This is a genomic window from Pseudodesulfovibrio sediminis (genome assembly GCF_020886695.1).
GTDB lineage: Bacteria > Desulfobacterota > Desulfovibrionia > Desulfovibrionales > Desulfovibrionaceae > Pseudodesulfovibrio > Pseudodesulfovibrio sediminis.
The window spans coordinates 2,701,566-2,715,025 of sequence record NZ_AP024485.1 but is presented as its reverse complement, the minus strand read 5'-3'; the positions used below and the strand labels follow the sequence as shown (position 1 = coordinate 2,715,025).

Sequence of the window (13,460 nt, the reverse complement as noted above, 5' to 3'; positions counted from 1 at the left end):
TCTCTCTTTGCGGCTTGTCCTTTTCTCTCCAAGCAGGTATTTTAACGCCTCGACACTGTAGTAACAATCCGCAACCACGGAGAATATATGCCTAAGAATGTAATAACCGCACTGGTTCTGGCTGCCGGCAAGGGTACACGAATGCACTCCCAGAAAGCCAAAGTCCTGCAGACCATAATGAACGAACCCATGCTGCACTATGTATATGCCGCGCTCACACCGATCATGAAAGAACGCATCCTGACCGTCATCGGCCATGATGCCGATGGTGTAAAGACTGCCTTCCCGGACATGTGCGACCGCTTTGTCATGCAGGAGCAGCAGCTCGGCACGGGCCACGCGCTTCAGGTCGCCTGGGACGCAGTGGAAAAAACCGGCGCCACCCACTGCCTGGTCATCAACGGCGACACCCCGCTCGTGACCGTAGAGGCTCTGGATCGATTGCTCAAGGCCGAAAACTGCTGCGATCTGGCGTTCATGACCATCACCCCCCGCGAAACCGGCGAGTTCGGTCGAGTGGTCCGTGGCGAAGGCCGCAAGATCACCGCCATTGTGGAGGCCAAGGACTTTGACATGGCCGTGCATGGCCCGGTCACAGGTGAAGTGAATGCGGGCATTTACCTGCTCAAGATAAACACCATAGGCCCGCTGCTGTCCCGGCTGAGAAACGACAACAAATCAGGCGAATACTATATCACCGACCTCGTTGAACTGGCGGTCGAGGAAGGCCTGAGCGTGGACGGCGTCCAGTGCGGAAACGACATCTCCCTCATGGGCATCAACTCCCCCCGCGAGCTGATCACGGCGGAAACAGCTCTCAGACGGCAGGTGGTGGACGACCTCATTGACTCCGGCGTGCTCATTCACAACCCGGACACCGTGATCATCGGTCCCCGCGTCAAGGTGGAGCCGGGCGCGGAAATATTCGGCCACTGCGAAATCTACGGTGACTCGTTCGTGGCCACCGGCGCACGTATGGGGTCATATTCGTACATCACGGATTCCACCTTTGCCACGGGGTGTGACGTGCGCCAGTTCAATCACATCGAAGGCGCAGAGGTCGGCGAAGGATGCTGGGTCGGCCCCTATGCCCGACTGCGGCCCGGCGCGAAGCTCGAAAAAGACGCACGGGTGGGCAACTTCGTGGAGATGAAAAAAGCCACTCTGGGCGAATGCGCCAAGGCTGGACATCTGACCTATCTCGGCGATACCATTGTGGGAGGCGGAGCCAACATCGGAGCCGGTACCATTACTTGCAATTACGATGGCAAGAACAAGTTTCAAACCGAGATCGGTGAAGGCGCATTCATAGGCTCCAACACCGCGCTCGTTGCCCCGGTGACTGTCGGCAAAAACGCCTTGGTGGGCGCGGGTTCCACCATCACCAAGGACGTGCCTGAAAACCAGGCCGGCATTGCGCGTGGAAAGCAGATCAACATTAAGCGACGCCTCAAGAAATAAGTCCGTTTTTGCACCCTCTAATTGGGAAAGAAAGGATTGCGTTGCTTGCAAAAAAAGAATAGATATTAATCATGGAACTAGTTACCCAACTTGAAGAGCGATTCAACTTGTTGTTGAATAAAATTAGTGAATTAAAGAACGATAACCAGCGCTTGAGGGAAGAGATCGAGACCGAGAAAACGGTACGTCGCGAAATCGAATCTCGCATCGATTTGCTTTTGGAGAAAATCCAAAACGAGCTGGAATGATAGCGTTTTACGATGCCACGCTATACGTTGACCCTATTGGGACTTGATATATCCTTCAAGACAGATGCGGACAGTACTCGCATCAAAGCCGCACAGACGCTTATTGAGAACAAGCACAAGGAGCTTGTTGAAGGCGCGGGTGATATCAGCAAAGAAAGGTTGCTCACCTACCTCCTTCTGAGTCTGGCGGATGATTTCCTTGTCGCGGAAGAAAAACGAACGCGACAGGAAGAGAAGATCGGAGAGATTTTGGAAAAAACCTCAACGGAATCGGACTGATAACTGTCCGATACCGAGGTTGGCAAGGAATTACCCTGGGGCGCGCGTGATTGCCCGGAGTGTTATTGAGCCAATACTCTGTAAAAGGGCGACGACTCCAGTGTCCTGGTGTGCAGGCCCGGTTCGACCGGGAAGCCTGAAGGGACACGAGACATGCCCACCTGGATATGCCAGGTTCAAAACAAACAGGCAACACGGCTTCCCCGGGGATCTTATATTGTCTGACCGGCCATGCCGGCGTTTTCAGACGATCATATTGACTGCGACCTTTCCTCCAAACCACCCCTACTCCTTCTCTTCGCGATGGAGCGCTTTTTTGTGCTCTCCGAGTTGCTTACAGTGATGGCGTCAACAGGCCGCCCTTTAGCCTGTCAACATACAATAAGGAGTAACCCCATGATAACCGAAATCGCCATAGTTGGCGGTGGAGTTTTTGCAGGGCTGGGAATCGGACTCATTCTCAGCAAATTCATCTCCAATAAAAAAGTAGAAGATTCCAGGGGTCTGGCAGACCGCATAATTGAAGAAGCCAGAAAAGAAAGCGAGGCTCTGAAAAAAGAGACCCGCCTTCAGGCACAGGATGAAATTTATAGTCAGAAAACCGAGCTTGAACGGGAATTCAAGGACCGGGAGGCCCAGCTCAAAGGCGAGGAGAAGCGACTCCATTCCAAAGAAGAGCGCCTGGATGCCAAACGGGAACAGGTCGCTGACAAGGAAGCCCAGATGGTAGAGCTGGAAAAACAGCTCATCAAACAGGAAAAACAACTGGGTGATCTTGAAGAAGATCTGGAACAGAAAGCGGACGAACACGAACGCAAGCTTCAGGAAATTTCCGGCCTGACAGTGGAAGAAGCGAAAGAGAACCTGCTCAAGGAGATCGAATCCCGCACCCGCCATGAAGCCGCAAAGATGATTCGCAACATTGAGATGGAGGCCAAGGAAAATGCCTCCAAAAAGGCCAAGGAAGTCCTTTCTCTGGCCCTGCAACGCTATGCCGGCGACTATGCCGGAGAGCAGACCGTGACCGCGGTGACCCTGCCATCCGAAGATATGAAAGGCCGCATCATCGGTCGTGAGGGGCGCAACATCCGCGCCCTGGAGGCCGCCACCGGCGTGGACCTGATCATCGACGACACCCCGGAGACCGTGGTGCTGTCCGCATTCTCCCCCCTCAAGCGCGAAATCGCCAAGCAGGCGCTGGAGCGGCTCATCCACGATGGCCGCATTCACCCGGCCCGCATCGAAGAGATCGTCCGCAAGGTGGAAGGCGAAATGGACACCAAGCTCAAGGAGATCGGCGAACAGGCCACCTTTGACGTGGGAGTCCACGGCATCCACCCCGAGGTCATCAACCTGCTGGGACGCCTGCACTACCGGACCTCTTTCTCGCAGAACGTCCTGCAACATTCCATGGAAGTCGCGTTCCTGTGTGGCGTGATGGCAGCCGAACTCGGCCTCAACGAAAAAGAAGCCAAGCGCGCAGGTCTGCTGCATGATATCGGCAAGGCCGTTGATCACGAAATTGAAGGCCCCCACGCCATCATCGGCGCAGACCTCGCCAAGAAGCATGGCGAATCCAAGGAAATCATCCATTCCATCGCCGCGCACCACGAAGACACGCCGCCCATGTCCATCCTGGCCAATCTGGTCCAGGCCGCGGACTCACTGTCCGGCGCACGTCCCGGTGCACGCAAGGAGCTGCTTGAGAACTACGTCAAGCGCCTTGAGGAGCTGGAAGGGCTGGCCACCGGGTTCGACGGCGTGCAAAAGGCCTACGCCATCCAGGCTGGCCGTGAAATTCGCGTCATGGTCGACTCCGAAAAGGTCGGTGATGAGAACACATACGTGCTCTGTAAGGATATAGCGGAAAAAATAGAGAACAACATGACCTATCCCGGCCAGATCCGGGTAACGGTCATCAGGGAAAAGCGGGCCGTCGGGTACGCCAAATAGTCACGCAAACAAACGGCCTCGGAACTTCATGTAGTTTCGGGGCCTTTTAATTCAGACTTCCCCTGAAGGCATCTCTGTTGTTCATAAACTTTATCATGGAACACAGTGATGTTTTTGCGTAGTATGATTGAGAGTGTGTATTTCACGACATGGAGAAAATGGCATGGCCGGAAACAATTCTGCTGAAGCTGGAAATCTGCAAGTCTTTCGTTCGGAAATGGGTGACGCTGAATTCAAACGATTCAGCGAGCTTATCCATTCCGAATTCGGCATCAAGATGCCGCCCACCAAGAAAATTCTGCTTCAAAGCCGTTTCCAGAAACGCCTGCGTGCGCTGGGCATGTCCAGTTACAAGGAGTACTGTGATTACGTTTTTTCCAAGGAAGGCCGTGAAGCCGAGCGGACCAACCTTATCGACGTGGTCACCACAAACACCACCCATTTCTTCCGCGAGCCCAAACACTGGGACATCATGAACAACACAGTACTTCCCGAGCTATGGCAACGCGGCATCGGGCGTCACTCTCCCCTGAACATCTGGTCTGCCGGTTGCTCCAGCGGTGAAGAGCCGTACACGCTGTCCATGGTCCTGCACGAGTGGACAGACACGCACTCCGGTTTTGATTTTTCTGTTCTCGCCACAGACATTTCCCAGAAGATTCTGGCCGAGGCCAAGCGCGCCATATACTCCATCGACAAGGTCGACGACGTGGACATGAAATACAAGAAAAAGTACATGCTCAAGTCCAAAGACAAGACCAAAGTGAAGATGGACTCCATCCTGCGAAACAAGGTTTCGTTCAAACAGCTGAATTTCATGGAAGATTTCAAACTGCCACAGAAACAGGACATCATCTTCTGTCGCAATGTGGTCATCTATTTCGACCGCAACACACAAACCATGCTTTTCAACAAATTCTGCAATAATCTCAAGCCTAACGGCTATCTGTTCATCGGCCATTCAGAGTCCCTGTCCGGCATGAACCTGCCCATCAAACAGGTCGCGCCCACAGTCTTCCAACGTCTCTAGCAGACCGGCACGCCCTTTTTCTTTCTTTCGTTCCATTTTCAAGGAGTATCATGCGCATTCTGTTTCTCGGCGATATCGTTGGCGACCCTGGTATGCGGGCCGTCACGGATAACCTTGCCCGCATCAAACGGGAAGAAGGTATTGATCTCGCCTTTGCCAATGGCGAAAACGCCAGCGGCGGCTACGGCCTCAAATCCAAACACGCAAAAAAGCTCTTCAAAGCGGGCGTGGATGGTATTACCGGCGGCAACCATATCTGGAAATTCAAAGACCTCTATTCCATGCTCGACTCGGACGGACGTCTGCTGCGGCCGCACAACTACCCGGAACACCTGCCCGGTTCGGGTGTCCAGATATTCAGAAAAGACGGGCTCCCGCCGGTAGCGGTCATCAATATCATCGGTCGAACCTTCATGCCGCCCATCGACTGTCCGTTCGCGGCCATCGAAACCGTTATCGACGCCCTGCCAGCCGATATTCCTGTGCAGATCGTCGATTTCCATGCCGAAGCCACAGGCGAAAAGATTGCCATGGGCTATTTCCTTGAAGGCAAGGTCTCTGCCGTGGTCGGCACGCACACGCATGTGCAGACCAATGATGCCAAGGTACTGCCCGGCGGCACAGGATATCTGACCGATCTTGGCATGTGCGGGGCCGAAGATTCCTGCCTGGGCATGAAGCCTGAAATCATCCTTGACCGATACCTGACAGGCCTGCCCAGGCAACTCGAAGCCGCCAGCGGAAAAGGGATTTTACAAGGCGCGATTTTTGACATAGATGATAGCACCGGCAACGCGGTCTCCATGACCACGTTCAAGCAGAACGACAGACCGTGAAACAGACATTTCCAGCACTGCAATAATGAGGATTACAGTGAATATTTACGATGATTTGAAGTGGCGAGGGCTGATCAATCAGGTTTCTGACGAAGACAAGGTACGGGAGTATCTGGCTACGCCCGGGGCCTCTATGTATTGCGGCTTTGACCCCACCGCCGAATCCCTGCATGTTGGCAATCTCGTTCCCCTGCTCTGCCTGGTCCGCATGAAAAAAGCGGGCCACAACCCGCTCTACCTCATGGGTGGAGCCACCGGCCGTATCGGCGATCCCTCGGGCAAGGACAAGGAACGCGAGCTATCCGACGACGATAAACTTGAAGAACGCCTGGAGCTGATCAAACGCCAGGTCCGTCGTTTTGTTGAGCGCAACACCGGCGAACGTCCGGATATCGTCAACAACTACGATTGGACCAAGGACATGACCTGTATCGAGCTGCTGCGCGACGTGGGCAAGCACTTCACGGTCAACTGGATGCTCCAGAAGGAATCGGTCAAAGGGCGCATCGGCCGCGAAGAGTCCGGTATCTCCTACACCGAATTTTCCTACATGATCCTCCAGTCTTATGACTTCTTTCATCTGTACAAGAACTACAACTGCAAGTTGCAGATCGGTGGCGGCGACCAATGGGGCAACATCACGGCAGGCTGTGAATTCATCCGCCGCCGCTATGCCCACGATGAGGAGCAGGCCGAGGCCTTTGCCCTGACCTTCCCGCTCATCACCACCGCATCCGGCAAAAAATTCGGCAAGTCCGAAGGCAATGCGGTCTACCTGAACGCTGAACTGACGTCGGCCTATGCCTTCTATCAGTTCTTCATCAATACCGATGACGCCGATGTGATCAAGTTCCTCAAGCTCTTCACCTTCCTTGAACAGGATGAAATCCTTGATCTGGAAAAACAGCTTGAAGAAGCTCCGCACCTGCGCGCCGCCCAAAAGAGGCTGGCCGAGGAAATCACTACCATGATCCACGGCAAGCACGAACTGGAACGAGTCCTGGCAGCCACTGACGCCCTGTTCGGTAAAGGCGATCTCAAGACCATCGACACCGCCACCCTGCGGTCCGCGCTCGAATCCGCGCCCAACTTCCGCTACGCTCCCGGCGATGTGCCCGATCTGCCCCAGATGTTGATGGACCTCGGTCTGGTCAAATCCAAGGGACAGGCCCGCAAGGACATCAAGGGCGGTGGCGTGTATATCAATGGAGATCGCGTTGAAGACGGACATGAAATTACTGACAGCGACTTCATGGCTGGCGAATTGCTTGTCATCCGCAAGGGGAAAAAGAACTACGGGCTTATTAGTAAAATATAGCTCAACGCCTTTAGAAGAAATAAATGCGGGCTGCTCAAGTGAGTGGCCCGCTTTTTTTTGGGGTGGAAGGGGGCTCTCTGTGGTTCTTTGGGTTTGCGCGCAACGCGGTTGGAGTTCAACCGAAATGTATTCAAAAGGTTCGATTCGCCCCGTCCTTGGGCACATGCACCCAGAGGTACTTGCCTTTGATTTTAAGAATTTCGCGCTACGCAGTGAAAGTTCAATCCAAATTTATTTAAAAGGTTTCGCCTTTACGGCGACCTGCTTTTTGCGAAGCGGCAAAAAGGAGGCAAAAAACGCTTTTTGGGGTGTGAGCGAGGAAGCGCACCCAAGAGCCTGTAGGCGACTGCACTGCCCGACAGGATGTCTGCGATGCACACTCGGTCGGGCTACGCTGCGTCGCCCAAAACAGGCTCTAAGGTTCGCTTCCGATTGCTCGTAGTTGTAGGGAGTGCACTTTTTGTGTGCGAGGCGTAGATTTTAGGTTGCCGACAACTTATTGGGCAGTCTTGGATCTCGCCTGCAATCTGCTCAAGTCGCCCTGGCTTAGCCCTGTTTGCAAGGCTTAGAAGCAGACAACGACAGGGCGGCGGTTCCGGTAAGGCGGCACGAATGCATCGACTCAACCAGGCGGATTACGGAGAGGGCATCCCTTTATTACTCCGGCATGGAGCCGTCCCGAGTTGATCTGCTTCTTGCCGTCAAACCCCGGGCGGGCAAGATAGTGCAAGGAGCTTTTTGCGTCTCTTTTTGCTCCTCAAAAAGAGACCGCCGCCCGCGAAGGGCATGGAACAAGTTGGGTGCGGCACGCACCCAAGAGTGGCTCTCGCACCGCAGGTGCGCATCTTCATTCTTCATAGCCGCCAAGAGCGGCATCCCTTACCGCTTAAAGGCCCGCTGCTCGAAGCGCCCCTTGACCTTACCCAAAAAGACAGGCAAACCACCCCTCATGAATGAAATGTTATGGATCTCTTTCGCGTTGGTGGACCTGTGTATGGTCCTGGTCGTGTACCGCTTTTTCGGTCGCGTTGGCCTATTCGGCCTCATGGTGTTCAACCTCCTGCTGTGCAATATCCAGGTGCTCAAAACCATTGAGCTCTTCGGCCTGACCACCACGCTTGGTAACATTCTCTATGCCAGCGTGTTCCTGGCCACTGACATGCTCAGTGAATTTTATGGAAAAAAGGAAGCCCGCAAAGGCGTTCTTCTCGGCTTCATCTCGCTGGTCATGATGGTCGGTTACATGCAGCTTGCCCTCAAGTTCATTCCGGCTGCCGATGATTTCGCCCAGCCCCACCTGGCCGCTCTGTTCGGGTTCATGCCGCGCATAGCCGTTGCCAGCGTCATTGCCTACCTGGTCTCCCAGATGCACGATGTATATGCCTATCATCTGGTCAAGAGATGGACCGAAGGCAGGCACCTGTGGCTCCGCAACAACCTGTCCACCTGGATCAGCCAGTTGCTCGACTCGCTCATCTTCTGCACCATCGCCTTCTGGGGCCTGTTTCCCTTTGGCGTGTTCATGGAAATCCTGTTCTCCACCTATATCATCAAGCTCGTGGTCGCCTGTCTGGACACCCCGTTCATCTATCTGGCACGACGTCTCTTTGCCTCGCGCCACGCCGTGGAAAACAACGCATAATTTCAGCGTAATCCCATGAAAAAAGGCGGCCCGTTCGGGTCGCCTTTTTTTTATTGAATCAATGAAACAGAACGTTATTGAGCTGCTGTCTTCTTCTTGAGAAGGGGCTTCTTTATGCCATGCTTTGCCAGTACGGCCTTCATGTCTGCCGTGGAAGCCGGAGTGCCGTGATACAGCACCTGGACACGATGCCAGGTCGTTCCCTTGGCCTGCCCAGTCTGAATACGGGTCCGCAGACCAGATGCCACCAGCTTGCTGCTGAGGGATTCAGCCATGGAAGCCTGCTTGAACGAAGCCACCTGATACACATAGTCAAACACAGGATCGCCGGACTGAACAGGCGCAGATTCGACAGGCTTGTCCCTGGTCTCGGTCTTGACCGATTCCACAGCTTTGGGCTGCACCGGTTTTGCCTCAGGCGCCACACTCTTGCTCTTTGTGTCCTGATGAGCTGCGGTCTCGTCCATGATCTGTGCGGCAGAAGCCTTGAGTCGATCCGGATACTCCAGTTCTTCCGGTGTGAGCACAGTGGGAGCCTGTTTCTCATCTGCCAACGAGCCGTGTCCCTTACTCGGCATGATCGGCTCCAGCTGCGGGATATCCGCTTCAGGCCGATACCCGCGTCCGATGAGGATGCCCATGACAAAGAAGAATGTCAGGGCGACCACGAGGACACCGGTGGCACTGATCACTCCGGACAAAGAAAAGGAGAAATCATACGTTTTTTTTACCACGTTGCCCTTTGGAACTTTGACCTTGTATTTGGGTTCTTTCTGTTCTGCCATTTTCCTACCGAATTGCTGACTTACATGGACTCGGGTGCATGCACGCCGAGCAGCCCCAAGCCGTTTTTGACCACTCCGGCCACGCAGTTCAACAGCATAAGCCTGGCTGAAGCCACATCGGCCTCGGCACTGAGAACATGACAGTTACTATAGTATCTGTGAAGCGTTGAGGCAAGTTCCTGTAAATACATCGAGATCATATGCGGGCTTTGGGTCCGCGCGGCGACCTCCACAAAGTCGGGATACTGGTCGAGCAACTGCAGGATATCCATGTCGTATGTGGTATCCAGAAGCGCAAGCGAGTCATCGTTGACACTGGCGGCGGCCATGCCTGCACCTGCGGCCTTGGCGTTGAGCGAACAGATGCGCGCGTGGGCGTACTGCACATAGTAGACCGGGTTGTCCATGGACTTCTGCTTGACCAGCTCCAGGTCGAAATCAAGCTTGGAGTCGGACTTTCTGGACAGGAACATGAACCGGGCGGCGTCACTGCCGACCTCGTCCACAACGTCCTTCAGGGTCTCGAACTGACCGGCGCGCGTGGACATGGCAATGGGTTCGCCATCGCGAAGCAGGTTGACCAGATTGACCAGGATGACATGCAGCCCCCCTTTCTTGCCCAGAGCTTCACAGGCGGCCATCATGCGCGGGATATACCCGTGATGATCCGCGCCCCAGATGTCCACGACAAGATCAAAGCCGCGCTTGAACTTGTTGTCATGGTAGGCGATGTCAGAAGCGAAATAAGTGGTGTCGCCGTTGCTCTTGCGCAGGACGCGGTCCTTGTCGTCGCCCATCTCGGTGGACTTGAACCAGTAGGCGCCGTCTGCCTCGTATCCCATGCCGGAAGCGGTCAGGTCAGCAAAGGTCTCGTCAACCTTGCCGTCGGTGACCAGGGATTTCTCTGAAAACCAAACATCGTGACGCACGCCGAATGCGGCCAGATCGACCTTGATGCCTTCCAGAATCTGATCCTTTCCGTACACCTTGCAGATCTCGGTGGCCTCGGCTTCGTCCATGTCGAGCAGGCCGGGATTCAGATCCATCACCTCGCGGGCGATGTCAGTAATATACGAGCCTTTATAGTAATTCTCCGGCTCGGCCACGTCCTGCCCCGCCAACTGCTTGGCACGGTACAGGATGGAGCCGCCCAGAATCAACATCTGACGACCGGCGTCGTTGATGTAATATTCGGCCTCGACATCATACCCGGCCTTCTCAAGGATGCGGGTCAGGGAATCGCCCAGAGCCGCACCGCGGCCATGCCCGATATGCAGCGGACCGGTGGGATTGGCGGAAACATATTCCACCTGCACCTTGGTGCCTTTTCCCATATCCGAGCTGCCGTATGCCTCGCCGGCTTCCTGCACGACACCAACGGTCGCTTGCCAAAAAGTGGGGGCAAAAGTGAAATTCAGGAATCCGGGCCCGGCGATGTCGATCTTTTCGATCAGCGCATCGCTCTGCATGGCGCCCTGGATATCTTCGGCAATGGCTCGCGGGGCCTTCTTGGCCTGCTTGGCCAGCATCATGGCCACGTTCACGGACATATCGCCGAATTTCTTGTCTTTAGGCGGCTCGATAACCGCCTTTTCCGGCCACTCCCAGCCGAAATCTGCCAGCACTTTTTTCAGTGCGCCTTCCAAATGTATTTTAGCTCTCATGAGTATATATCTCCTTAAACATAGGTCGTGGACGAACGCTCTAGCACGAAACCCCACGCAATCCAAGTGTTGAGGGGGACCCTCAGGCGGCTGGGGAGAAGGAGGCAGGCCCCCGCTTGCAGAGGGGGTCTTCCTCGCCGTTCACCAGTCGCATCCCCCTCTCTTTTCTCAACGCGATAGCACCGCTTTGCGGAGTGGAGGCGGAGGTTATCGTCGTCGGTATTGAGGGAGGGTGTTTCTCACCCCTTCAGGAAGGGCGTGTATGACCTTTTCTTCGATAAAATGCTTGTGCTTATGGTACTGGAAGCCAAGGAACATGACAACCAAGCCGATGACACTCAAAGCAATGGAAAAGCCAAGAAAGTCATTAGAAACTCTATCGGCCAGAAGGCCGAGATAGAGGAGTACGCCTATGCTGCCAAAAATGACAAAGATACGGCGTTGCAACAGGACCGAGACAATCATGAGCCCGACATTGATACAGCAATAGAAAAACATTTCATGCAAGTATTGGTCGGTGTAAAAATTCGTCAGGCCGCCCCAGAAAGCGATCATGCCGAAAAGATACCCCCAAAAGGCGAAATCCTCTTCGGTGCGCCGGTCAATCAAAAAGCTGCCCACAACCATGGCCAGCCCGAACCAAACGGAGATAAGCTCACTCCCTCCCCCGATTATATCGAAATAAAAAATAAGGGGCACGATATCCTCGACCATGAACCAAAGGGCACAGGCTATGGGCATGGTTATGAACGGGAAGCGATAAAAACGCAGCGCCACCAGCCCGGTTATCACAGTGGCGACGTACATAAACAACTTGGCAGCTTTCATCCATTCAGAAAGGTCTATTCCGGATTTATGACAAACCCACAAACCGATTATCTCCTGAAAGCCCCACACGGCCACGGGGGTCATACAGACCGCCGCCGTGATCAGGATGCCGCCCGGAATTCGTTGTCCCTTTCTCCAGAGCCGGTTGCCCACTGAAAGAAAGACCAGGGCATACAGCAGCGCGATTAACAGATGGCTTCCGCCTCCCAGATCATCCCATACCGAGCCGACAGACATCGTCATGGACATGATGATGATAAAACCACCCAGATAAAAGAGGATATTAGCAAACGAAAGTGAGGGCTTATGTTCATATTTTTTTGCGAAAGCCGCGACCAGATCGTCACGGGTCTCTGCCGCGATGATCTGTTTCTCCACTGCCCAATCCAAATCTTTATTCGTAAATTTCATAGGAACCCTTTGGTTCAGTCTATCGGTGGCAAATTTTCCGCATCACGTCAACAGGGAGACATTGGTTTATTTCCCACTCTTGGCATACTCTCGCCATGGCACGCGCACGATCAAAAGAACATTCCCATGTCAGCACCCTCCCCTTTCTTGCCCAGAGCTTCACAGGCGGCCATCATGCGCGGGATATACCCGTGATGATCCGCGCCCCATATGTCCACGACAAGATCAAAGCCGCGCTTGAACTTGTTGTCATGGTAGGCGATGTCAGAAGCGAAATAGGTGGTGTCGCCGTTGCTCTTGCGCAGGACGCGGTCCTTGTCGTCGCCCAGCTCGGTGGACTTGAACCAGTAGGCGCCGTCTGCCTCGTATCCCATGCCGGAAGCGGTCAGGTCAGCAAAGGTCTCGTCAACCCTGCAGATCTCGGTGGCCTCGGTTTCGTCCATGTCGAGCAGGCCGGGATTCAGATCCATCACCTCGCGGGCGATGTCAGTGATATACGAGCCTTTATAGTAATTCTCCGGCTCGGCCACGTCCTGGCCCGCCAACTGCTTGGCACGGTACAGGATGGAGCCGCCCAGAATCAGCATCTGACGACCGGCGTCGTTGATGTAATATTCGGCCTCGACAAATCATACCCGGCCTTCTCAAGGATGCGGGTCAGGGAATCGCCCAGAGCCGTACCGCGGCCATGCCCGATATGCAGCGGACCGGTGGGATTGGCGGAAACATATTCCACCTGCACCTTGGTGCCTTTTCCCATATCCGAGCTGCCGTATGCCTCGCCGGCTTCCTGCACGACACCAACGGTCGCCTGCCAGAAAGTGGGGGCAAAAGTGAAATTCAGGAATCCGGGCCCGGCGATGTCGATCTTTTCGATCAGCGCATCGCTCTGCATGGCGCCCTGGATATCTTCGGCAATGGCTCGCGGGGCCTTCTTGGACTGCTTGGCCAGCATCATGGCCACGTTCACGGACATATCGCCGAATTTCTTGTCTTTAGGCGGCT

General features: G+C 54.5%; 11 protein-coding genes, 1 other RNA gene and 1 pseudogene. 9 read left to right on the top strand and 4 right to left on the bottom strand.

From position 1 onward, the window contains the following. Nucleotides 1-87 precede the first annotated feature (87 nt). The 9 genes from glmU to SRBAKS_RS12940 all read left to right on the top strand — a co-directional run bounded on the left by glmU (nt 88) and on the right by SRBAKS_RS12940 (nt 8,767). Nucleotides 88-1,461, top strand: coding sequence for a bifunctional UDP-N-acetylglucosamine diphosphorylase/glucosamine-1-phosphate N-acetyltransferase GlmU (gene glmU / locus SRBAKS_RS12980; RefSeq protein ID WP_229591320.1), 1,374 nt, complete (start codon nt 88-90; stop codon nt 1,459-1,461). A 71-nt stretch (nt 1,462-1,532) separates the two neighbouring features. Next, nucleotides 1,533-1,709, top strand: a complete 177-nt coding sequence (locus tag SRBAKS_RS12975) for a hypothetical protein (RefSeq protein ID WP_229591319.1) — start codon at nt 1,533-1,535, stop codon at nt 1,707-1,709. A gap of 12 nt (nt 1,710-1,721) precedes the next feature. Next, complete coding sequence (gene zapA, locus SRBAKS_RS12970) at nt 1,722-1,988, top strand: cell division protein ZapA (RefSeq protein WP_229591318.1); 267 nt, start codon at nt 1,722-1,724, stop codon at nt 1,986-1,988. A gap of 29 nt (nt 1,989-2,017) precedes the next feature. Beyond that, nucleotides 2,018-2,202: non-coding RNA, 6S RNA (gene ssrS, locus SRBAKS_RS12965), on the top strand. A gap of 182 nt (nt 2,203-2,384) precedes the next feature. Beyond that, on the top strand, nt 2,385-3,941 hold the full coding sequence (gene rny, locus SRBAKS_RS12960; protein ID WP_229591317.1) for a ribonuclease Y: 1,557 nt from the start codon (nt 2,385-2,387) through the stop codon (nt 3,939-3,941). Nucleotides 3,942-4,104: 163 nt separating this feature from the next. Then, entirely contained in the window at nt 4,105-4,971 is an 867-nt protein-coding gene (locus tag SRBAKS_RS12955; protein ID WP_229591316.1) for a CheR family methyltransferase, read from the top strand. A 50-nt stretch (nt 4,972-5,021) separates the two neighbouring features. After that, a complete protein-coding gene (locus SRBAKS_RS12950; RefSeq protein ID WP_229591315.1) occupies nt 5,022-5,807 on the top strand; it encodes a TIGR00282 family metallophosphoesterase in 786 nt (261 codons plus the stop codon). A 37-nt stretch (nt 5,808-5,844) separates the two neighbouring features. Beyond that, entirely contained in the window at nt 5,845-7,125 is a 1,281-nt protein-coding gene (gene tyrS, locus SRBAKS_RS12945; protein ID WP_229591314.1) for a tyrosine--tRNA ligase, read from the top strand. A 949-nt stretch (nt 7,126-8,074) separates the two neighbouring features. Next, nucleotides 8,075-8,767: a queuosine precursor transporter gene (locus tag SRBAKS_RS12940; RefSeq protein WP_229591313.1), complete on the top strand. Its 693-nt coding sequence runs from the start codon at nt 8,075-8,077 to the stop codon at nt 8,765-8,767. 74 nt (nt 8,768-8,841) lie between these two features. Here the strand turns inward: SRBAKS_RS12940 and SRBAKS_RS12935 are convergent, their stop codons facing one another. The 4 genes and pseudogenes from SRBAKS_RS12935 to argS (SRBAKS_RS12920) form a co-directional block, all read right to left on the bottom strand. After that, a complete protein-coding gene (locus SRBAKS_RS12935; protein ID WP_229591312.1) occupies nt 8,842-9,552 on the bottom strand; it encodes an SPOR domain-containing protein in 711 nt (236 codons plus the stop codon). 20 nt (nt 9,553-9,572) lie between these two features. Beyond that, nucleotides 9,573-11,216: an arginine--tRNA ligase gene (gene argS / locus SRBAKS_RS12930; RefSeq protein ID WP_229591311.1), complete on the bottom strand. Its 1,644-nt coding sequence runs from the start codon at nt 11,214-11,216 to the stop codon at nt 9,573-9,575. Nucleotides 11,217-11,423: 207 nt separating this feature from the next. Then, nucleotides 11,424-12,455 (bottom strand): V-type ATP synthase subunit I domain-containing protein, encoded by a 1,032-nt coding sequence (locus SRBAKS_RS12925; RefSeq protein ID WP_229591310.1) that lies wholly within the window; start codon nt 12,453-12,455, stop codon nt 11,424-11,426. 125 nt (nt 12,456-12,580) lie between these two features. Further along, nucleotides 12,581-13,455, bottom strand: a pseudogene (argS, locus tag SRBAKS_RS12920) (arginine--tRNA ligase domain-containing protein); the annotation flags it as partial. Nucleotides 13,456-13,460 lie beyond the last annotated feature (5 nt).